This is a genomic window from Pseudarcicella hirudinis (assembly GCF_900115665.1).
Lineage (GTDB): Bacteria > Bacteroidota > Bacteroidia > Cytophagales > Spirosomataceae > Pseudarcicella > Pseudarcicella hirudinis.
Genome location: NZ_FOXH01000021.1, coordinates 1 through 23,148 on the forward strand (window position 1 = coordinate 1; position 23,148 = coordinate 23,148).

At 39.0% G+C, this 23,148-nt stretch carries 14 protein-coding genes; 7 read left to right on the forward strand and 7 right to left on the reverse strand.

Features of this window, described 5'->3' with window-relative positions; translation table 11 throughout:
• From BM179_RS25855 to trpS, 5 genes are all read right to left on the reverse strand, one after another.
• On the reverse strand, window positions 1-5,915 hold a 5,915-nt coding region (locus BM179_RS25855; protein ID WP_229633025.1), incomplete at its 3' end, for a hypothetical protein.
• 716 nt (window positions 5,916-6,631) lie between these two features.
• Window positions 6,632-7,144 (reverse strand): GNAT family N-acetyltransferase, encoded by a 513-nt coding sequence (locus tag BM179_RS23660; protein ID WP_092019656.1) that lies wholly within the window; start codon window positions 7,142-7,144, stop codon window positions 6,632-6,634.
• A gap of 133 nt (window positions 7,145-7,277) precedes the next feature.
• A complete protein-coding gene (locus tag BM179_RS23665; protein WP_092019657.1) occupies window positions 7,278-7,712 on the reverse strand; it encodes a DUF2147 domain-containing protein in 435 nt (144 codons plus the stop codon).
• 26 nt (window positions 7,713-7,738) lie between these two features.
• Window positions 7,739-8,287: a phosphatase PAP2 family protein gene (locus BM179_RS23670; RefSeq protein ID WP_310586984.1), complete on the reverse strand. Its 549-nt coding sequence runs from the start codon at window positions 8,285-8,287 to the stop codon at window positions 7,739-7,741.
• A 12-nt stretch (window positions 8,288-8,299) separates the two neighbouring features.
• Window positions 8,300-9,271: a tryptophan--tRNA ligase gene (trpS, locus tag BM179_RS23675; protein WP_092019659.1), complete on the reverse strand. Its 972-nt coding sequence runs from the start codon at window positions 9,269-9,271 to the stop codon at window positions 8,300-8,302.
• 151 nt (window positions 9,272-9,422) lie between these two features.
• Between trpS and BM179_RS23680 the strand changes: the two genes are divergently transcribed.
• Window positions 9,423-10,109, forward strand: coding sequence for a DUF2461 domain-containing protein (locus BM179_RS23680; protein ID WP_229633026.1), 687 nt, complete (start codon window positions 9,423-9,425; stop codon window positions 10,107-10,109).
• A 111-nt stretch (window positions 10,110-10,220) separates the two neighbouring features.
• Window positions 10,221-13,784: a DNA polymerase III subunit alpha gene (gene dnaE, locus BM179_RS23685; protein WP_092019660.1), complete on the forward strand. Its 3,564-nt coding sequence runs from the start codon at window positions 10,221-10,223 to the stop codon at window positions 13,782-13,784.
• A gap of 75 nt (window positions 13,785-13,859) precedes the next feature.
• Here the strand turns inward: dnaE and BM179_RS23690 are convergent, their stop codons facing one another.
• Window positions 13,860-15,062: an acetyltransferase domain-containing protein gene (locus tag BM179_RS23690; RefSeq protein WP_092019661.1), complete on the reverse strand. Its 1,203-nt coding sequence runs from the start codon at window positions 15,060-15,062 to the stop codon at window positions 13,860-13,862.
• Window positions 15,063-15,318: 256 nt separating this feature from the next.
• Between BM179_RS23690 and BM179_RS23695 the strand changes: the two genes are divergently transcribed.
• From BM179_RS23695 to trxA, 3 genes are all read left to right on the forward strand, one after another.
• Entirely contained in the window at window positions 15,319-15,765 is a 447-nt protein-coding gene (locus tag BM179_RS23695; RefSeq protein WP_092019662.1) for an Lrp/AsnC family transcriptional regulator, read from the forward strand.
• 83 nt (window positions 15,766-15,848) lie between these two features.
• Window positions 15,849-16,997, forward strand: a complete 1,149-nt coding sequence (locus tag BM179_RS23700; protein ID WP_143095312.1) for a hypothetical protein — start codon at window positions 15,849-15,851, stop codon at window positions 16,995-16,997.
• Between the two features lie 136 nt (window positions 16,998-17,133).
• On the forward strand, window positions 17,134-17,457 hold the full coding sequence (gene trxA, locus BM179_RS23705; RefSeq protein WP_092019664.1) for a thioredoxin: 324 nt from the start codon (window positions 17,134-17,136) through the stop codon (window positions 17,455-17,457).
• A 63-nt stretch (window positions 17,458-17,520) separates the two neighbouring features.
• On the opposite strand, the gene BM179_RS23710 is transcribed toward trxA, so the two are convergent.
• Window positions 17,521-18,747, reverse strand: coding sequence for an aspartate aminotransferase family protein (locus BM179_RS23710; RefSeq protein WP_229633027.1), 1,227 nt, complete (start codon window positions 18,745-18,747; stop codon window positions 17,521-17,523).
• A gap of 74 nt (window positions 18,748-18,821) precedes the next feature.
• On the opposite strand from BM179_RS23710, the gene BM179_RS23715 reads away from it, so the two are divergent.
• Window positions 18,822-20,333 carry a S10 family peptidase gene (locus BM179_RS23715; RefSeq protein ID WP_092019666.1) on the forward strand — a complete coding sequence of 504 codons (1,512 nt, stop codon included), beginning with the start codon at window positions 18,822-18,824 and terminating at the stop codon, window positions 20,331-20,333.
• 171 nt (window positions 20,334-20,504) lie between these two features.
• Window positions 20,505-23,135, forward strand: a complete 2,631-nt coding sequence (locus tag BM179_RS23720; RefSeq protein ID WP_092019667.1) for a DUF5686 and carboxypeptidase regulatory-like domain-containing protein — start codon at window positions 20,505-20,507, stop codon at window positions 23,133-23,135.
• Window positions 23,136-23,148 lie beyond the last annotated feature (13 nt).

The window sequence follows — 23,148 nt, forward strand, 5'->3', positions numbered from 1 at the left end:
ATACAAGTGCCATTGCTGACAGTTATGTTATAAGTCCCGGAGGATAAACTACTAAACGTCGGACTCGACTGATAGTTACCACCATCTAGGCTGTAAGTCAAGCCTGTTGCTGTCGGAGATGTTATGGTTATACTGCCTGTGGCTATATTACAGCTTGGTTGAGTAACAGTTGCCTTTACTGAATCAGGTGTTACTGGTTGACTATTGATTGTCACACTCACAGACGAGCTGGTACAAGTGCCATTACTGACAGTTATGTTATAAGTTCCTGAGGATAAACTACTAAACGTCGGACTCGACTGATAAGTACGGCCATCTAAGCTGTAAGTCAAGTCTATACCTGTCGGAGAAGTTACGGTTATACTGCCGGTCGCTACATTACAGGTTGGTTGAGTAACTGTTGCCTTTACTGAATCAGGTGTTACTGGTTGACTATTTATTGTCACACTTACAGATGAACTGGTACAAGTGCCATTGCTGACAGTTATGTTATAAGTTCCTGGCAATAAACTACTAAACGTCGGACTCGACTGATAAGTACGGCTATCTAAGCTGTAAGTCAAGTCTATACCTGTCGGAGAAGTTACGGTTATACTGCCTGTCGCTACATTACAGGTTGGTTGAGTAACTGTTGCCTTTACTGAATCAGGTGTGGCAGGTTGACTATTGATCGTCACACTTACAGATGAATTGGTACAAGTACCATTGCTGACAGTTATGTTATAAGTTCCTGACGCTAAGCCACTAAACGTCGGACTCGACTGATAGTTACCACCATTTAGGCCGTAGGTTAAACCTGATCCTGTTGGAGATGTTACGGTTATACTGCCAGTTGCTACAGTACAGCTTGGTTGAGTGACAGTTGCCTTTACTGAATCAGGTGTGGTAGGCTGACTGTTGATCGTCACACTTACAGATGAACTGGTACAAGTGCCATTACTGACAGTTATGTTATAAGTTCCTGACGCTAAGCCACTAAACGTCGGACTCGACTGATAAGTACGGCCATCTAAGCTGTAAGTCAAGTCTATACCTGTCGGAGATGTTACGGTTATACTGCCGGTCGCTACATTACAGCTGGGTTGAGTCACTGTTGCCTTTACTGAATCAGGTGTGGCAGGTTGACTATTGATTGTCACACTTATAGACGAGCTGGTACAAGTACCATTACTTACTGTTATGTTATAAGTTCCTGACGCTAAACCACTAAACGTCGGACTTGACTGATAAGTACGACCATCAAGGCTGTAAGTCAAGCCAGTTCCTGTTGGAGAAGTTACAGTTATACTGCCAGTCGCCACATTACAGGTTGGTTGAATAACGGTCGCCTTTACTGAATCAGGTGTGGCAGGCTGACTGTTGATAACCACCGTGCTTGTATTAGGGGAACACGCTGTTCCACTACGAACGTAAACCGTATAAGTACCTGGTGATAGATTGACAAAACTTGTACTGTTTTGATAATTGATGCCATCTATACTATATTCCAATTCTGTTCCGGCAGGACTTGTTACCTCTATCACTCCTGTAGCCTTAGCACAAGTCGGTTGAATTACTGCTGTTGTTACGGAAGTAACATATTGCTCGGTGGTAAAGGCTTTTGATGCTCTCGCAATTTCCACCCCGCTATTTGGACATGCCACTCCATTACAGGTAAAAGCACTTGTAGCCTGTCGCACTAGTATTGCAGAAACGTTATTATTGCAAGAGCCTGTATTTGCTCTGACCTTAAAGCTGGCATCTAACGAGGTACCAGCTGCCACTCCAGATTGTAATGCTACCTTTACCAGGGTTGTTCCTCCAGCACCCGAACTTATTGTCGCTGTACAACTACTGCAGTTATTACCTCCTACAAAACTATCAGCTACATAGGACAAGCAAGCAGGTAGCGTATAGATCGCTGTATCTCCGGGTTGTGTTGCAACCTCAATGGGTGTATTAGAAATATTTAATATAGATGTTTGTCCACAGACTATGTTTGGCGAACTAAAATCTAACACCATACCGGCCCCGCCTGTAGTAGATGCCCCTGTCACATCAATTCCTGCGGTAGATACTCTGCTGCCATCTCCTATGGCCGGGGAACCACAGGGTTGTTTCCCATAGGTGTTAAAACTTAATACCGACCCTGAGCTTATTCCGCAAACTGCCTGAAACCGTATTTTTATTTTGGCTTGACGACCTGCTGTACCGGGATTTATAACAGTTCCCGCTATCCCCTTACTACCGATACTTGTATGAGCAGTCAGATCTATTTTATATCCACCTCCCGAAACAGGAGTCAATGATGCATTTTGGTAATCACCGCTACCCAGGGGGTATTCTACCTGTATAGGTGTATCCAATATTATTCCTGTCGGCGGAAAAACATTTACATAAGGGCTTATCAGGTTTCCTGCCTGTGCACTATTTACCACTACCAAAACACTATCAGCAGTACATAGGTTCATACTGCCACCCGCAGCAGGCTGACGCAGAATACTCATTTGTACCTGACTTGGATTAGGAATCACTTTCAAATATTTTTGCGGAGCAGCGCATGAATAACCTGTCAAAGGGTCCGGATCCGGATAACCTGTACAATTCCAGCCAGCTTTGAATAAAATACTATCCGGCAAACAACTGCTATACTTAAAATATACCCTTGCCTGTTGAACTGCTCCGGAAGCTAAACCTGTCGCACTTATTTTATACCATTTGTCAGTCACATTATAATCGCTGGCTGTTAATTTTATGTTATCCGGTTTTAGTACTACACTATCTATACTGACACCTCCCGTACCTGCAGCCTTTTCAAGTGCCATCCATACATATGGAGCGATAACCGTACTCGGGTTATTGATCTGCACATCCCAGTATTGCTGTGATAATACCCCCTGAACAACTCCGGTATTATTCTGCACCGCTATTGCCGGACGTGCGGTTCCAACAACACTCAAAGCAGTTGTATTCGTAAGTTGTGTTGAAATTGTGGGTACAATAGGATTAGGAGAATCATAGAGAAAATCTTTCCCAAAATACTGATATCCTACACTTAAAGATTTGGAAACACTACCTGCCTGACAGTCTGATTTTACATAGAAAATAAGTCTCATATCATCAGCAACATTTGTAAAATTACTTGGTTTCCATGTACCGGGATTTATAAATATAAGTTGATTTCCACGAATGATTGGCGTTATTCCCCCTGCAAAACCTCTTAAAATACCATACTTATTAGGATAATATGAATAAGAATACATAGACGTAACTGAATTGTCATATGATACACCTAACGGTAAAGTAATGATGATTGAATCAATAGACATTTTAGGTCTATATTCATTGGGAAATGGTTGTAATGCAGAGTTATGTCTAAATTCATACGATGTATACAAACCAGCGTTATTACAACCCGACAATACTCCATTATTCGAATAAGATCCTAATCCTTGTGGATTCCTAATAATTCCAAGAAAATATATAGGTGGAACAAGCCGTAGGCAATGTACAATATTGCCTGCTGTGATATTATAAAAATACGATAAACCATTAGGAGCTGGAAGTGCTGTTGCTCCATATAATAAATTATTGTTTGCATTGGTAACTTGATATGACATATTTACCCAAACACTATCCCCTGGATTAATCGTGGAAGGAATGCCATTCGTACCCAACAAAGGGGTTAAATCCCAAGTCCATATACTCAAAGTACTGTTATCAGATCTTGTTGGCACCATCGAAATAGGCACATCAATAACTATATTACTAGCTACTGCTTTAAAGTGAAAGGTTCCTGTTCCATTGATAAACTTCATTACATCTGCGGAACCTGCTTTATCAAATTGTATACTGTAAAACAAATCCCTATGTACAACTGCACCCTCAATTGCGGAAGAAGTGATTTTTACGGTATCGTATACTGTAACGGTTTGTAGGCTTAGAGCAGGTAAACTTGAAGGTGAAACTTTAGTGGTCATTTTATCATCTGTCCAACCTAATGACAATCTTTCTACAGTTACTCTTTTATTAGACATTCCATCCGGGCAGGGAGTTTCACAAATGGCTTTTGTACTAAGAGTTCCACAAAACAATTTATCAATGGCCCCACAAGCCCTATCAGCTATATATGTAATCGTATAAGGAATGGGTAAAACTTGAGCGCCTCTAGAACAATCATAAATCAGATCCAAACCAAAATCCATTGCCAGTTTATCAAGCGCTGCTATAGAAGCCCCTGGCCCCTTCGCTTTTATATGTAGTTTATTTCCTACAACACTAATTGTAGTTGTTGTATCTCCACGATAGGTAGCATTACCAGCATAAGTAACCCCGCTTGGTAAAGTCAATACTACTTCTATACTATCTGTTGGCCTAAGACCTAAAGGAATATAGGTTTGAGAAATAGAAACATTAACATTAAAGGGTGTGTTACCATAAATCTGGCCGGGAATCGTTTGACTCGAAGTTTGGCAACAAAAAGAATATGTACTACCACCTCTACCATTTAACATCTGAGTGCTAGTGACGGTACTGCTACACATACTAGTATAACTTAATGTAGAAGCTAATTGGTCTTGACCATAAGTCTTTCTTGGACAAGAAACAGTATCAGGAATATAAATACGATTAAGGTAAATTGTGAAGCTTTTACCTGGTGCCAGATCGTCATATTGCCCGTCACCATCAAGATCATCCAAACCGGTTCCAACGCCATCGGGGTCACTGGTAAATTGATTTACATTTAAACCAAAAGGCGCTGATGTTGTTCCTGCTGTAGCTATATTCATTGTAATACCAACTCCTGGTTCACCATTGATACTAAAATTTCCTAATTTCTGTCCATTATCCAATCCTTTATAAGAAGGTGATGTATTATTATTCGTCATGCCCACAGTTGTCGTAATATTATAAGCTGCTCCGGCATTTCCACCTGTTCCATTGTTTGTATATACTACTTTAGAAACTCCCGGTGTACATGCCCCTTCCGGGGTTACATCTGAAGATACTACACTGATATTTGGTACACCATTAGCCATGGTTATTATACTCGTACCTGTGGCGGACTGACATATAGATTTATCTGTTCTCCCCCAGCCTGCCCAATAACTGGTATTGGCATTGCACTTTATTATTTTGATAGGTTCACTGATTACCACAGTTTCACCATTACAAAGTAAATTATTACCTCCAAAAAGTGTAGCTCCGGATATTTTATAAAAAAGGGTATCTCCATTTGTTCGATACGGACTAAAACTTGTACCGTTGGCTATAATGGCATTATTTGTCGTATTAACAATACCTCCGTTGGCATACACTACATAATAACGTAAGGTATCTAAGCAGCCGTTTCCGCCGTTAGTAACTGTAGTGGTGCGGGTGTAAGTATTGTTTAAGAATGCCCCCGTAACTGCCACAGGCGGACTCATACTAAGCGCCGGTGCCAGTAAATTATAAGAATTACTGGCTGATACCGCTTTGACGGGTGCAGATATGACTCCACAGCCTGAAGCTACTTTTACGGTATCTTTGCCACTGGCAGCTGCTCCGCAAATGGCCTGCCTGCTGATTGTAAAAGTAATATCCCCGGCCGCCGTTATCCCGTTTACTATAAATTCCGGGGCGTTTAAATTACTGATGTTGTTTTCAGTAATAGCACCACTTAACAAACTCCCGCCCGTTTTGTTTACTGAACCTGCCACATATGTAACAGATTCAGGTAAGACAATTGTTACAGTAGTATTAGTACAAATTGCACCAAAACCTATTTTTACAGTTAAATTACCAGCACCCATGCCTCGTGTCAGGCCCTGAGGTGCTGCAGGATAATTAATAACTATTTGGGCATGCAAAACATGGCTGAATATCAATAAACTTACTATTAACGTAAAACGTTTCAGTAAAAAAATGTGATTTTTTGTAGCGGTTAAATTCATGGGATTATGGTACTTTTATTTTATAAGGATACTCATAGCTGACTTTGCATTACTTTACAATACGGAATGATTGCAAGCGTTATTCAATATTTTTGCATGGCATTTAAATTTTATCATTCATATACTAATCACATAAATTCCATATACTGCTCTCAAAGGGCACAACAAAAACCACCTCTATTAATTGAATAGAAGTCCATAGGCGAAACAACAAGACAATAAACAGTCCGTTATTTGCCACTCAGATCAGATGTTTTCAGGTTCAAAATAATATCAGGACACAGTGAATTACGGTCCATTTTCAGGATTTTGCTTTGTTCACAAAGTCCTGAAAGTATTTTGATGGTGGGTGTGCTATAAGATGACTCAGGATTATACGTGCGTGACGCTAAAGTAATTTAATGCCGGGGGTTAAATTTAAAGTATTTCAATTGCGGGGATATTATGAAATAACTCTAAAGTATTTTAATTGCGGGGGGGGTATGATATGACTCTAAAAGTGTTTTAATTACATGGGCATTATAAAAATGTGATTAACCAAAAAATAAAATTAAAAGACGGAAGTAATTTATACTGCTTAAGACTTGTCCGAATGTCTTTCATTGTACTTCAGTTAATGTTTCCGCTTTATTTAATAAACCTTTATTGATTTAATATATCGTAAATCAACAATAATATAACTTAATTGAACCTTGATCCCTTTTCTTTCAGGATTTTCACAATATATCATTATCAGGAACTATGCCAATTACTTCCATACCTGCCTTCCTGTAAAGCTGTATTGCTGGATAATTATTATGTAAAACCTTTAAATCTACATATTGAGCACCCCTTTTCTGAAATTCGGAAAAAACAGTCCAAAGCAAAACTTCAGCAAGCCCTTCCCTTCTTCTACGCGGGTGAATCACTATATCCTTGATAAAAGAACTCGTCCAGCATTGTGCAAAACCAACTATGCCCTCATCATCATAAAGTACAAAACAAAGTGCCGGATCAAACTCTTCATCCAAACGTAAAGTATTCCACCAATCTTCCAATGAAGCGACATTACCCTCTCCGTTTTGATAACTCAAAGTCAAAAGCTCATGCGCTTCTCCAATTAAATCATCATTAAAATCCTTTTTTCTTACTTCATCTGGCAATAACTGTGCCACAAATATTATTTCTTTCAAATGCTTACGCATACGGAGAACAGGACTCAAAGAATCATATTGTTCAGATATCATCATTAAAAATGTGTTTTTGTTAAATAAAGCTATTTTCCATCTATCAATCTCCGGGCTCTTCAAGTCAGTTTTTATGTTCTGTACGCCGTAATATTTTTAATGCAAAACGAAAGGCCGGCTTTAATAGCCGGCCTGTTTAATCAGTTACTCTTGTAAATGTTACCGTTTTGCCAAATATCGGACTCCCTATGTAACCTCTCAAGTCGAGGGTATTCTTATTTTTGAGTGTCATCTTTCCGGCATAGGAATTCCCATCTCTGGGATTATAAATTTTCCCTTCAATCCAGCTGTTTTTTCCTGCAAACCGGAAGTTTTTCAGAATGTTCAATCCCATTACAGGCTTCTTTCTGTCTTCCTCGTCAGGGTTTTTCGAGTCAAGTGCCGGATTTCCATCTGCCGGATGGTTTTTAATCCATACTATTTTTCCAAAATAACTTTCCCCGGATTTATAAATCTGAATTTTTGAGTCTTTTTCCTGATTAAACCAGGTTCCGAGTATGCCGTTACTATCCTGCGCAAAGGTCAAATCCGAATAAAAAAGACATAAAATTCCTAAAAATAATATTCTCATGAATTAATAAAGGAGGTAATCAATCTTTAATCTGTAAAACGAAGATATACTTTATAGCATATCCATGAGGCCAGTATTCCTAATAAAGCCCCAACCAGAACATCAATCGGATAATGAACTCCGAGATAAATCCGGCTATAAGAAACTACCGCAGCCCAAACGAAAAACCAGACTACAGCTTTAATCTTTTGTCCGAATAAAAGAAACAAACTCATCGCCAGCGAAAAAGTATTTGCTGCATGTGAAGAACAGAATCCATATTGTCCGCCACAATTTCCGACCAAATGTACAAGATGCTGAATAGTTGGTTCATGACACGGCCGTAAACGCGCTACAAGTGGCTTTAATAATCCTGAAGCAGCCTGGTCTGAAATAGCAATGGCAGCAATAATCATCAGTAACATCCAGATTGACTGCTTTTTATGTTTCCAGATCATCCAGCCAATGATTAAAGCATACAATGGAATCCAGGTATTTCTTCCTGAAATCAGGGCCATTATAGGATCTATTGCATCATTGTGAAGCCCGTTTAATACTAAAAATAACTGAATATCAAGCTGTTTGATAAAATCCATCAGAATATCTGGTTAGAAATGAAGAGCCTTTCTTACTCTTTCCATAGTTACTTTGGCAATTTCCTCCGCTTTTTCCTCTCCAAGCTTTAATTTTGCATCCAGCTCATCAATATTATTCATGTAATAGTTAAAAAGCTCTCTTTCTTTCGCAAAAACTCTCACCAGTACAGCATGAAGTTCCTGTTTGGCATGACCATAACCAAAACCTCCGGCAAGATATTTAGCTCTCATTGCTGCAATTTCTTCCTTATCAGCAACTAATTCATATAACTTAAATACATTACAGGTATCCGGATTTTTAGGCTCTTCAAGTGGCGTAGCATCAGTAACTATTTTCTTCACTACTTTCAAAAGCTCTTTTTCATCTAAAAATATGTCGATATAGTTCCCGTACGATTTACTCATTTTCTGTCCGTCAATTCCCGGAATTGTCATCACCGCTTCATCAATTCTGGCTTCAGGTAACACTAAAATTTCTTCTCCGTACTGGCGATTAAAAGCTCCTCCCAAATCTCTGGTCATTTCAAGATGCTGACGCTGGTCTTTTCCAACCGGAACAAGGTGTGCATCATACAGCATAATATCTGCCGCCTGTAAAACCGGATAAGTAAAAAGGCCTGCATTAACACTCCCTAATTTTTCAGATTTCTCTTTAAAACTGGTAGCATTCGCTAGCATAGGGAAAGGCGCAAAACAGCTCAGATACCACATTAATTCCGTATGATAACCAGCCAGTTTTGACTGACGGTAAAAATAATTTTTATCAGAATCGAAACCACAGGCTAACCAGGCTGCTGCAATTGCATATGTATTTTGCTTTAATTGTTCTCCGTCTTTCAAACTTACCAAAGTATGAAGGTCTGCAATGAACAAAAAAGATTCGTTTTCCGGTTGTTTAGATAAAGCAACAGCCGGACGGATCGCGCCTAAAATATTTCCCAGATGTGGCCTGCCGCTTGCCTGAATGCCTGTTAAAATTCGCATTTCTATAGAATTAGATTACTGTATGAATGACTATTTTATTATTTGATTTTACAAAAATCCACAAAATCCTTCAATCCTTCAAATCAAGATTGATACATTTTGAGTAATTTCACGAATCAGTCATCAGAAAACCAGATATTATTGTCTAATTATGCCAATAACAAACGCCACCCTCGAATTTTTAAAACAACTCAAAGAGCATAATACCAGGGAGTGGTTTAATGCTAATAAAAAAAGATACGAAAGCATTAAAAAGGACTTTGAATTGACCATTCAGGATTTAATTCATTCTATTGGCGAATTTGAAGACTTATCAGGTGTAGAAGTTAAACACTGTAATTACCGGATAGCGAGAGATGTACGCTTTTCCTCGGATAAATCTCCCTATAAAAGCTGGTTTTCCGCCAGTTTTTCTCAGGGAGGCAGAAAAGCAAACCGAATGGATTACTATTTACATATTCAGCCAGGCGGTGGTTCTTTTATCGGAGGAGGAATGTATAATGCCACCGGAGAGCAATTAGCAAAACTTCGTCAGGAAATTGATTATAATGCCGCGGAATTGAAAGGAATCATTTATAAACCTTCTTTTACAAACATTTTCGGTGAAGCAGAAGGCGCTTCTCTTAAAACAACGCCGAAAGGTTATGCAAAAGACCATCCTGAAATTGAGCTTTTAAGAAAAACCCAGCTTTTCTTCTGGCATAAATTCACTGATGAAGAAATTATTGCTGCCGATTTTGTTGAAAATGTAACAAATTGCTGTCGCGAGCTAAAACCTTTCCTCGATTTTCTCAATTACATTTTCTTCGATGAAAATGAACCGGAAGTAAAGCTTTAAATATTCTTTCAGAAGAAAGGCTTTTTTAAAATAAGGATATAAAAACAAATGAATTATTCCTGAATAATCGTTTTTCTTAAAAACCCTTCCTTCTTCATAAATCAATAAAAAATGCAATTTTCTCATTTACACTGTCATACCCAATATTCCCTGCTTGACGGGGCATCCAAAATTTCATCTTTGTTTAAAAAAGCAAAGGAAGACGGAATGCCGGCGGTAGCCATTACCGATCACGGAAATATGTTCGGGGTATTTCAGTTCGTGGCGGAAGCAGGTAAACACGAAGGGGTAAAACCTATCGTGGGCTGTGAATTTTATGTAGTGGACGACCGCCACAAAAGACAGTTTTCCAAAGAACAAAAAGACAAGCGTTATCATCAGTTAATGCTTGCCAAAAATAAAAAAGGTTACGAAAATCTTGTAAAACTCTGCTCACTGGGTTTTATCGAAGGACTTTACGGTAAATATCCGAGAATTGATAAAGAATTGATTCTGAAATATCATGAAGGATTAATTGCTACCACCTGCTGTATAGGAGCTTCAGTTCCTCAGGCCATACTGCGTCATGGAGAAGAAGAGGCCGAAAAGGAATTTAAGTGGTGGCTCGATATCTTTGGAGAAGATTATTATGTAGAAGTACAGAATCATGACATACCTGATCAGTTAAAGTGTAATGAATTTCTGATAAAACTTGCCAAAAAATATAATGTTAAGATCATTGCTTCCAACGACTCGCATTACCTCGATCAGAAAGATGCCAATGCCCATGACATTTTATTATGTATAAACACCGGAGAAAAACAGGCTACTCCCACTTATAAGGACATTGATGATGATGCTTCCACCTCTACCAAAGGGAAAAGATTTGCCTTCTACAACGACCAGTTTTACTTCAAATCCACGCAGGAGATGTCAAATCTATGGAAACATCTCCCGGAGGCCATAGACAATACCAATGAAATTGTAAGTAAGGTTGAAACCCTGAAACTAAAACAGGATATTCTCCTGCCAAACTATCAGATTCCGGCCGGATTTGTATCTCAGGATGATTATCTGGAACACCTTACCTGGGAGGGTGCCAAAAAACGGTATGGTGATATCGACCAGGAAGTTGAAGAAAGGATTAAATTTGAGTTGCACACAATCCGGACGATGGGATTTGCTGGGTACTTTCTGATTGTTCAGGACTTCATTAACGCTGGTAGAGACCTGGGGGTTTTCGTAGGCCCGGGAAGGGGTTCCGCTGCCGGATCAGTAGTGGCCTATTGCATTGGTATTACTAACATTGACCCGATAAAGTACAATTTACTTTTTGAGCGTTTCCTGAATCCTGACAGAAAATCAATGCCCGATATTGATACGGATTTTGATGATGAAGGTCGTCAGAAAGTAATTGATTATGTGGTTGATAAATACGGTAAAAATCAGGTTGCCCATATTGTTACCTACGGTACGATGGCCGCTAAAATGTCTATCAAAGACGTAGCAAGAGTACTGGATTTACCCTTAAATGAGTCCAATGAACTGGCGAAACTGGTACCGGATAAGCCTGGTACTTCGCTCGACAGGGTTATGAATGCGCCGATTACCGGAGATAAGTCGCTTGCGGAAAAAGAACAGCTTCAGGGAGATGACCTTGAAAACGTCAAAAGATTGAGAGAGCTCCGCAGAGAAGGATCTCTTAAATCTAAAGTTATTGAAGAGGCACTGGTACTGGAAGGATCAGTACGAGGGACCGGCATTCATGCCGCAGGAATTATCATCGCTCCTCATGATCTGACAAATATTCTGCCAGTTGCAGCTTCTAAAGATGTAAACTTATTAATTACACAGTACGAAGGTAAAATCATTGAAGATGCGGGGGTAATTAAAATGGACTTTTTGGGATTGAAAACCCTTTCAATTCTGAAAGAAGCTTTAAGACTTATCAAGCAGAATCATGGGATTGATATCAACCTGGATGAAATTCCTTTGAATGATATCAAAACTTATGAGCTTTATCAGAGAGCAGAAACCAATGCTACATTCCAGTTTGAATCTGCCGGAATGCAGAAATACCTCAGAGAACTTAAGCCCGATCAGTTCTCGGATCTGATTGCAATGAACGCCTTGTATCGCCCCGGCCCGTTGGAATACATTCCCAACTTCATTGCCCGTAAACACGGCCGTGAAGAAATTGTGTATGACGTGCCTGATATGGAAGAATATCTTGCTGATACTTATGGCATTACCGTTTATCAGGAACAGGTTATGCTTCTGTCTCAGAAACTGGCAGGCTTCTCAAAAGGAGATGCCGATGTTCTGAGAAAGGCAATGGGTAAGAAAGACCGTTATACCCTGGATAAGATGAAAGGTAAGTTTATTGATGGAGCAAAAGAAAAAGGGCATCCTGAAAATAAACTGAATAAAATCTGGACTGACTGGGAAGCCTTTGCGCAATATGCCTTCAACAAATCCCATTCCACCTGTTATGCATTTGTAGCCTATCAAACTGGTTATCTCAAGGCTCATTACCCTTCGGAATATATGGCGGGGGTAATGTCTAACTCACTTGGACAGATTGAAAAAATCACATTCTTCATGGAAGAATGTAAAAGAATGGGCTTACCGGTATTGGGGCCGGATATTAATGAATCCTATCGCTCCTTTGCAGTAAATAAAAAAGGGGAAATCCGTTTTGGTTTAGGAGCAATTAAAGGAACAGGTGACGCTGCTGTAGAGAGTATTATTGAAGAAAGAGACAAAAACGGGCCTTATAAAGACATTTTTGACTTTGTTACCAGGGTTAACCTTCGTACTGTTAATAAGAAAACACTCGAAAGTTTAGCCTATGCAGGTGCTTTCGACTGTTTTACAGACATTCACCGGGCTGTTTATTTTGATGAAGGAGAAGGTTCTACTTTCATTGAGAAAATAATTCGTTACGCCAACAAATCTGTAGAAGACCGTTCTTCCGCACAATCTTCTCTCTTTGGTATGCTGGGAGATGGCGGCGGAGCCATTGCTACTCCAAAAATCCCGGTTGTTGAGAAGTGGTCTCAGATGGAAAAACTTAAATTCGAAAAAGATGTGGTAGGGATTTACATTTCCGGACACCCTTTGGATGAATACCGGCTGGAATTAGAAAATTTCTGTACCTGCACGCTTGACAGGGTAATGGAATTTAAAGGTAAGGAAGTAGCCGTTGGCGGGATTGTAACAAAAGCCATAGAAAGGTATTCGAAAAATGGTAATCCTTTCATGTTATTTACCCTGGAAGATTATAACGGAAGTTATGAATTTGCCCTCTTCGGGGAGGATTTTGTAAACCTGTCCAAATATGTGGCTTTAGACAGATTCCTTTACATCAGAGGTCAGATTAAAACGAGATGGAATCAGCAGGACAACTGGGAATTTAAACCTATGAATATGCGCCTGCTTTCAGAAGTGCGTGACCAGTTTTCAAAAGAACTTAAAATCACTATAGGCCTCCAACAGGTAAACGCAGAATTTATTACGCATCTGAACAGCCTGATCGGTCAGAACCAGGGAAATTGCAGTCTTTCTGTAATGGTATATGATCCGGAAGAAAAAGTAGAAGTAACCATGCTTTCCCGGAAAAACAAAATCTCACCGAATAATGACCTAATTCAGGCCCTCGACAAAATTACCGGACTCAGTTATAAACTCAACTAAGTTTCAGTTTCCGGTATTTATAATCAAAAGGTGAAGAATTTCAGATTCTTCACCTTTTGATTATCTAATTTACTGTTAAAGATAACTAAGCCACCATTTATCCCGATTGTTCCTTTTATAAGAATCATACCATTTACAAACCGGAAATAAAACGATTACCACCAAAGCAAATACCAGGTAAGTAATAAGCAAAGAGAAGCCATATCCTTTCAATTCGGGAACGCCTGTCACCCAACCGGACAGAACAAAATCAGAAATCTTTCTCCCCGTCAAAGCCGCTGCCATAAAAGCAAGTATATGAATGGTATAAATATGAACGATGTAATAAAACATAGGCACACGGCCAAAAATAAGCACTTCCTGAGCTAATTTCCCGGTAAGATTTTCGGTAAATGCCAACACCAGTAAAGCAGGTCCCAGCGTCATTAATAAATAAAGTAATGAAGGCGGATATTTGGTCGTATTCAGAAAAGATAGCATCGTATGTGAAAACGCTGTCTGAACACTCCACTGAGAAGGATCTCCGTACAAATTAGTGAAGCGAATCAATATAAAAAGCGTTGTCAATATGATCCCGCTGTACATCAATACCTGTTTTCTTTTGAGTGGGCTGTATTTTGCGGTATACAAACTTCCCAAATAGTATCCAAGTGCCATGACACCAATCCAGGGAATAATCGGATATCCTATAAAAACAAGATGTTCTGAGCCAAGTCTGACAAGCGATTGCTCATGGATAAGCGACCACCAGGTAGCTTCTGAACTTCCCGGTTGTCCCAAATGTATGGAATCCAGTGAATTATGTCCGAAAATCAGCAAAATTCCAAAGACAAAAATCCAGTTTAAAGGAAGATATATCAGAAAAGAAAGAAAGATCATACCAATTGCTAAGGCCCAGATAACAGTAAGGGCAAAAAAGGCAAATTCAATATTGGAAAACCATCCGAAATTGATAACCGTTAATTCCAGTAAAATAAGCCAGATTCCCCGCTTAAGCAAAAAAGATGAAAGCGCCTGCCTTCCCTTAGTATTGCCAAACTGAAAAGCAGAAGTTCCGGCAAGAAATACAAAAACCGGTGCGCAGAAATGTGTAATCCACCTTGTTAAGAAAACAGGTACTGTGGTTTGCTTCATATCCGTCGGATCGAATAAAAAAGCCTCTGCATGAAAATAATCACGTACATGATCGAGGGTCATAATGATAATGACAATGCCTCTTAGCAAATCGATTGACTCAATTCTTTGGGTTTTCTGTTCAATTATTAGTTGATTTTCCATAAATTTCCGGCAGGTTTTGTCTCTTTGTTCGTGTTACAAAAATAATTTATCAAAACAGAATAATCTCTTTTGATTCAATTGAATAATACCTTAACTACCATTGATTCGATGTTTATTTTTAAAATATACCTTTGATTCAAAATACAAATCTCCTGCAAATAGTTTAAATTAGCGACCCGGAACTTGCGGAATAAACCTGAATATCATCTTGCATGAGGGTTTAAATACGTTAAACTGTCATCCTTTTACTAAAAAAATGGAATTAGATAAAATCAATTGGTCAATTCTTACTTTATTGCAGGAAAATGCCAGACTAAGTTTTGCAGAAATCGGCAGAAATGTTGGTTTATCAGCTCCTGCCGTCGCAGAAAGGGTTCTGAAATTAGAAGAAAGCGGAATTATTAAACGATTTTCGGTTGATCTCGACTTCGAAAAACTGGGGTATTCTTTTAAAGCCATTATATCTTTCAAAGTTTATACCGGCAAAATGCAGTCTTTTCTGAAATTTATTTCCGAAATGCATGAAGTTTATGAATGTAACCGGGTAACCGGAGAACATTGCCTGATCATGAAGTTGATTGTTCAGAAACCGAATGAACTGGAAAATATCATTAACCTGTTTTCTGATTTCGGAGAATCAACAACTTCTATTGTACTATCCAGTCCGGTAGAACATAAGGTTTTCAATCAGAATAAAAACTAATTTTGTACTGTTTTAATTCATAAATCTCTTTAAAAACTAATTTGAACCTTAAAAATTCAAGTACTCAAATCTATTTTATAAATATGTTCAAGCGAATTTTAGTGAGCCTCCTCTTCATGTCTGTCATTTTTGCCTGCAGCTCCGGGAAAAAAGCCCTGCAAAACGGTAACTATGATGAAGCCGTTTTAACCGCTGTCGGCCGTCTTCAAAAAAGCCCGAATAACAGCTCAGCTTTACAGGTACTCAAGGAAGCATACCCTCTGGCGGTCAGTAAACATACAGATCGTATAAATCAATGGGAACAATCGAAGGAGCCTTTTCATTGGGAAAAAGTAGTAGAAGAATATCAGCAGCTTAACCAGATGGCCGATCAGATCCAGAATTGCCCGGTCTGCCAGAATGCTGTAGGAACGCCTCAAAGAAATTTTCAATCGTTGCAATCTGCTAAAAACTTATCAGCCGATGAAAGATATGATGCCGGTCAGCATGCTTTAGGATTTGCACAGAATAATCGCCAGGCAGCTAAAGACGCCTTCGGGCATTTCAAAAGAGCTGAGTATTTCGTCCCGAATTATAAGGATGTGGCTGACAAAATCGGGCAGGCTTTTGAATTAGCCAGCGTAAAAATAGTGGTTGAGCAAGTAACTGTTACCTCAAGACTTTATCAGTTAAGTAACGAATATTTTCAGGACAGAATTAATGAATTTTTAAAAACAAATCCAAGATTAAATCAATTTGTTCTTTTCTATTCTCCGCAGGAAGCCAGCAATAATCGCCTTAAACCAGACCAGATTGTGCATCTGGAGTTTGATGATTTTGTAGTCGGGCAGACTTATGTAAATAGCAATACAGATCTGGTAACCAGTCGTGATAGTGTGAAAGTCGGAGAAACAAAGGTTAATGGCAAAACCATTCCGGTCTATAATAAAGTTACGGCAAGACTTACCAGAACCCGTAAAACGGTTAGTTCCAAAGGTCTTTTGGATATGCAGATTATTGATTTCAGGACTAAAAATGTTCTTTACAGAGATAAAATTCCCGGAGAATTTGTCTGGACTAATGAATGGGCAAGATTTAACGGAGATGAGAGAGCACTCACCCGTGATCAGCTCAATTTATGCAATGTAAGAGAGCAGCTTCCACCGCCTCCTCAGCAATTATTTGTAGAGTTCAGCAAGCCGATTTATGATCAGTTTACCAGAAAGATCAGAAAGTTTTATGAAAATTATTAAAAAAACACTTTCGTAAATCATTGAAAATCAGCAACAATAAGGTGATAATTGTATTTTTTTTAGAAACAGGAACTAAGATTATATCCTAAATTGTTCTAACTTTGAATTTCATTATTTAACATTAATATTTCATAAAATGGCTAATTACGTAGTAGCAACTGACGCTAATTTTCAGGAGCTAATTAATTCAGATAAACCAGTATTGGTAGATTTTTGGGCAGAATGGTGTGGACCTTGTAAAATGATCGGACCTGTTGTTGAAGAATTAGCAGGAGATTTAGAAGGACAGGCTGTTGTAGCTAAAATGGATGTGGATGCAAACTCAGTAGTTCCTTCTACATTAGGTATCCGTTCAATCCCGACTCTTATGATTTTCAAAAACGGTGAATTGGTAGAAAGAATGGTTGGAGGAAATATTCCTAAAGCTGTTTTGTCACAAAACGTTTTGAAACATGCTTAATAAATATGATAAATAGTGAATGGGAATTTCAGTTAATGATTTCTCATTCACTATTTATTATTTTTAGCCTTTCTTTTGATCAATTGCCCTGAGAATTACCTCGCAGGCGAACCTGATTTCTTCTTTTGAGATTACCAGTGGCGGAGCAATTCTCATAGAATTATCGCAGAACAGGAACCAGTCGGTAATAACTCCCTGCTCTATTGCATCATCAATTATCGGTTTCAGTTCTCCGAAATCTTCAAATTCAACAGCCATCATCAAACCCTGATTTCTGATCTCCTTTATCTTTGGATGAATCAGCAAATCCCTGAATAATTTTGCTTTTTCTTCTACAGCCTCCAAAAGATTTTCACTGAAAATTGTTTTAAAAGTGGCCAAAGAGGCTGCACAGCTTACCGGATGTCCTCCAAATGTTGTAATATGCCCCAGAATCGGATTATCTTTGAAAACAGACATTACGGTTTGATTGGCAATAAATGCCCCGATTGGCATTCCTCCTCCCATTCCTTTGGCGCATAGCAGAACATCAGGATAAAAACCGAATTGTTCAAAAGCCCAGAAAGTTCCTGTTCTCCCAAAACCTGTCTGAATTTCATCAATAATCAATAAAGTACCCGTAAGATCGCATTGCTTTCTCAAAGCCCTGAAATAATTTTTATCCGGAACCCTCACCCCCGCTTCTCCGGCAATTACTTCAATAATTACAGCAGCAGTCTTTTCTGAAATAAGTGATATATCTTCAAAATTTCCATGCCTGATCTGGGTAATCTGAGGTAAAAGTGGTCTGAAATTTCGTTTAAAATTTTCACTTCCGGAAAGTGACAACGCTCCCTGTGTAGCTCCATGATAAGCATTAAAACAGGAAATAATCTCCTGTCTTCCTGTAAATCGCTTTGCGAGCTTCATCGCCCCTTCCACAGCTTCTGTACCTGAATTTGTAAAATATACATTATCAAGTGGTTTTTGAACGCTTGTTTCCAAATCAGCGGAAGGAACCAGACTTTCAACCAGCGCAGCAGCTAATGCCACCTGCGGCGTCTGAACATATTCTCCGTAAACCATCAGGTGCATGTATTTATCAACCTGGTCTTTTATGGCATTCACAACATTGGGATGACGGTGCCCCACATTGGAAACCCCTATTCCTGAAATAAGATCTATGTATTTACGGCCATTGGTTCCATACAGATAAATGCCTTCTGCCTGTTCAATTTCAAGGGCTAAAGGGAAATCTGAAGTTTGAGCAATATGCTGAAGAAAGATTTGTCTCTGTGTAAGCAAGGTAATTAAATTTGATGTTATTTGATTTTTTCGTAAAATTAAGCATTGTTTCATAAACAAATTCAAACAAACTATAAACCATGAAGAAATACCTTTTACCGCTCTTAGTTTTACTCACTCATTCCCTCCAGGCACAGGAACCTGCCAAGAAAGAAGAACCCAAACCGGTTATCGCTGCATCTCAGTCAGTAAATCCGGTAATTACCAAACACCAGACTACCATAAACGGACAGACTTTCTCCTATACTGCTACAACAGGCTATATGACATTAAAGGATGAAAGCGGTAAAGCAAAGGCTAATATTTTTTACATTGCCTATACAAAAGACGGAGTAAGCGATATCAGCAAACGACCTGTCACTTATACTTTTAACGGAGGCCCCGGTTCTGCTTCTGTCTGGCTTCATATGGGATGTATCGGACCTAAAAGAATTCTTATGTCTGACAAGGGTGAATCACTGGCTCCCCCGTACAAATATGTAAACAGCGAGTACAGCTGGCTGGACAAAACGGATCTTGTTTTTATTGACCCTGTCAATACTGGTTACAGCAGAGCAGCTCAGGGTGAAGATGAAAAACAATTTTTAGGTTATACCGGCGACATTGAGTCTGTCGGAGAATTTATCAGACTATATACAGTAAAATATGGCCGCTGGGCTTCTCCGAAATTTTTAGCCGGAGAAAGTTACGGTACAACCCGGGCAGCAGGACTTTCCGGTTATTTACAGGATAAGTTTAACATGTACATCAACGGGGTAGCTTTAATTTCTTCTATCCTGAATTTCCAGACTGCAAGGTTCGAAAAAGGGAATGATCTTCCTTATCCGCTTTTCCTCCCTACTTACACAGCGATGGCATGGTATCATAAAAAGGTAGCACCTGAATATCAGGGAGATCTTCTGAAAACTCTGAGAGAAGTGGAGAACTTTGCCCTGAATGATTATACTTTGGCGCTTACCAAAGGAGATATGCTTCCTGAAATGGAAAAAAACAGAATTATTGAGAAATTAAGCAAATTTACAGGATTATCTCAGGCCTATATCAGAAATACGGATATGAGGATTGAAATCAGCCGTTTTGTCAAAGAATTGCTAAGAACGGAGGGAAAAACAGCTGGCCGTCTGGATGGCAGATTTACAGGAACCGATTTCGACAATGCCGGAGAAAGAAATGAATTTGACCCAAGTCTTGATGCAACTATCTCTGGTCCTTATTCTGCTTCTATCAATCATTATTTAAGACAGGAACTTAAATACGAAAATGACCTTCCTTACCTTGTGCTTACAGGACGTGTACAACCCTGGAGTTATAACAATGTTCAGAATCAATATCTGAATGTGGCAGAAACACTTCGCCAGGCGATGGCTAAAAACCCTTACCTGAAAGTATGGGTAGGTGCAGGATATTATGACCTGGCAACACCATATTTCGCTGCGGAATATACCGTTGCACATATGGGACTTAAACCTGAACAACGTAAGAATGTGAATTTCACCTATTTTGAGGCTGGTCATATGATGTATATTCACAAAGAATCTCTCATAAAATTGAAAAAAGACGCTGATAAATTCTATGATGAGGCTTTAAAATAAGGCCTATTCTTTCCTTTTTTCTGAAAATCCCGGGAAACTAATTTTCCGGGATTTTCCATTTATCAGGCAATAAGACCATTTTTAACACTTTTTATGAAAAACCGCTATACCATAAAACAACCTTTGACGTTTTTTTTTCATCTTGTCTGAAAACCGAAATCTCTTTTAATTATGTATTTAAAACAATTACTGACTAAATCTGTTTTATTGATCCTATGTTTGTCGGCTTCTGCATCTCTTTTTGCCGGAGGTATTAAAGGAACTGTAAAGAATATGAAGGGCGAAGCTCTTTCTTTTGCCTCTGTACTTGTCAAAGGAACTTCAAAAGGCACAATGGCCAATGAAGACGGAAAGTACGAACTGACACTTGATCCGGGGAGTTATGAAGTCATCTTTCAGTATTTAAGTCATAAAACGCTTATTCAGAAAGTAGAAGTCTCCCGTGATTTTGTAGTGCTTGATGCCCGGCTGGAAGACCAGAGCGTTAGCCTTAATGAAGTAAAAGTACAAGCCGGGAAGGAAGACCCTGCGTATACTATTATGCGGAAAGCTATTTCCATGGCACGTTTTCATCAGCTTGAAATTGATTCCTATACCGCCAGAACCTATGTAAAAGGTACTTTTCAGGTAAAAGAAGTATCGGGTATGCTGAAAATGCTGGTTGGAAAGAAAATTGAAAAGGAATTCGGGGTGAAAATAGGAACTACCTATGTCCTGGAATCCATCAACGATATTACTTTCAGTCAGCCCAATACCGTCAAAGAAAAGGTTATCTCAAGCAGGAACAATCTTCCCGGGCAACTTCGCAATAAGGCCAATCCGAATATTACGGTAGCCAGGGGAAACTTCTATAGTCCGAAAGTCTTTGGCAATCTGATTTCACCACTCTCCCCTTCTGCTTTTGCGTATTATAAATTTTCCTATCTTGGAAGCTTTGAAGACCGTGGCCAGACTGTCAATAAGATTCAGGTTACGCCGAAATCAAAAGGAGACGATGTTTTAAGCGGTATTATCTATATTATTGAAGATACATGGGCTATTCACAGCTTAAATTTTCAATTTATTGATGAAAATGCAGAATACAGCCTGAAACAAATCGCCGCACCGTTTAATGAAATCTGGATGCCTGTCAGTTTTGATTTTACGATAAATTTCGATGCTTTCGGAATGCAGCTAGATTCCCGATATATTTATAACATCCGGAATTATAATCTAAAGGTTAATCCTAAATACCACCAGCAACCACTCGTAATTGATGAAAAAATCGATAAGGCTGAGGCGAAAGCTGTCAAAGATCATAAAATCAATGCAAAAACAGCTTTAGCACAGAAAGAGGTTACCCGGAAACAGCTGAAAAAGCTCCTGAAAGACATGGAGAAAGAGGATACAAAAGAGCAGAAAGAAGCCAAAAAAGAAATAATAGCCCGTGATTACTCTCTGGAAGTAGATACCCTTGCCAGGGAAAGAAACGAATCTTTCTGGAATAACGAGCGACAGGTTCCTCTTACCGAAACTGAAGTAAAAGGCTATGCACAGGCAGATAGTCTGAATGTAGCCGAAGCAGCGAAAATCAAAAAAGATTCCCTGAAAAACCTGCCTAAATTCAAATTCGGGCAATTGCTGGGAGGTCATACTTATAATTACGGAAAAAGAAATGAGCTTTACGGATATCCGAGCCATCTGACTTATAACGGCCCACTGGAAAGTGTCCCTATCCTTGATTTTTATAATTCTGTCGAAGGATATTATCTGAATGCCGGACTCAGTTACCAGAAAAGAAATGCGCTTGAAACGATCAGCAATTACGGAGCAAAATTCAGGTATTCTTTCAGCAGAAAACGCCTGAACGGAATTATTAACTGGGATTATTCATTCAACAAAATTCATAATCGCCTGAGTCTTTCGGCAGGACGTTTTGTACAGCAATTCAACGATCAGAATCCGATTTCTCCGGGAATCAATGCCATTTATTCATTATTTTTTGAAGAAAATTACCTCAAACTTTATGAAAAGAGTTTTGTAAAAACAGAGTATCTGAAATGGTTTTCTGAAAAATTCACTGTTTCCGGTACTTTTGAATATAACCTGAACTCTCATGTAGAAAACAATCATTTTACTCCCTGGATAGACAATAAAGACAAGCAATATACATCCAATGATCCGGTCAATAATGAAATCGGACAAGTTGCATTTCAGAATCATAACTCTGCTGTTCTCAGTGTAAATCTGCAATTCAGACCTTTTGCCGAAGAAGGCAGGTTTAACGGAAGAAGTTATACCATCAACAGAAACAGACCTACCTTTTCTTTGAAAAGTGTCAACGGCTTAGGAGAAACCAACGCTTTCAATCAATGGCAGCTGGGTTACGATCAGGTACTTGAATTGCGTAAACTGGGGGATCTGCATTTTAATGCCAAAGTCGGTGGTTTTTTCAAAGCACCAAACTATCTGATGGATTTCAAACACTTTAATGGTAATCAGACAATCTTATCAAGTGGTGATAACAATACTTTCAGACTGTTAGATTATTATGCGTTCAGCACCAGGGGAACTTATGCGGAAGTACATGCCGATAATACGTTCAGAAAATTACTGTTATCTCAAATTCCGGTTTTGAAATTATATGGAATTAAAGAAAGTCTGTTTGCGAACTATCTTTATACAGAAAACCTGAAAGTTCAGTATCTGGAAATTGGTTACGGGGTGTCAGGAATAGGTAAAATTGCCGGAATTGAAGTCATAGGCTCATTTCTCGATGGTAAATACCAAAAAACCGGCCTGCGGGTGAAAGTACCTTTCTAGTTTTGCAAAATGA

Excerpts from the sequence above, each read along its gene's own strand:
- BM179_RS23660 (WP_092019656.1), bottom strand. The coding sequence starts at position 7,144 with ATGATGATATCTGAACAATATGATTCTTTGAGTCCTGTTCTCCGTATG.
- BM179_RS23665 (WP_092019657.1), bottom strand. The coding sequence starts at position 7,712 with ATGAGAATATTATTTTTAGGAATTTTATGTCTTTTTTATTCGGATTTG.
- BM179_RS23670 (WP_310586984.1), bottom strand. The coding sequence starts at position 8,287 with ATGGATTTTATCAAACAGCTTGATATTCAGTTATTTTTAGTATTAAAC.
- trpS (WP_092019659.1), bottom strand. The coding sequence starts at position 9,271 with ATGCGAATTTTAACAGGCATTCAGGCAAGCGGCAGGCCACATCTGGGA.
- BM179_RS23680 (WP_229633026.1), top strand. The coding sequence starts at position 9,423 with ATGCCAATAACAAACGCCACCCTCGAATTTTTAAAACAACTCAAAGAG.
- dnaE (WP_092019660.1), top strand. The coding sequence starts at position 10,221 with ATGCAATTTTCTCATTTACACTGTCATACCCAATATTCCCTGCTTGAC.
- BM179_RS23690 (WP_092019661.1), bottom strand. The coding sequence starts at position 15,062 with ATGGAAAATCAACTAATAATTGAACAGAAAACCCAAAGAATTGAGTCA.
- BM179_RS23695 (WP_092019662.1), top strand. The coding sequence starts at position 15,319 with ATGGAATTAGATAAAATCAATTGGTCAATTCTTACTTTATTGCAGGAA.
- BM179_RS23700 (WP_143095312.1), top strand. The coding sequence starts at position 15,849 with ATGTTCAAGCGAATTTTAGTGAGCCTCCTCTTCATGTCTGTCATTTTT.
- trxA (WP_092019664.1), top strand. The coding sequence starts at position 17,134 with ATGGCTAATTACGTAGTAGCAACTGACGCTAATTTTCAGGAGCTAATT.
- BM179_RS23715 (WP_092019666.1), top strand. The coding sequence starts at position 18,822 with ATGAAGAAATACCTTTTACCGCTCTTAGTTTTACTCACTCATTCCCTC.
- BM179_RS23720 (WP_092019667.1), top strand. The coding sequence starts at position 20,505 with ATGTATTTAAAACAATTACTGACTAAATCTGTTTTATTGATCCTATGT.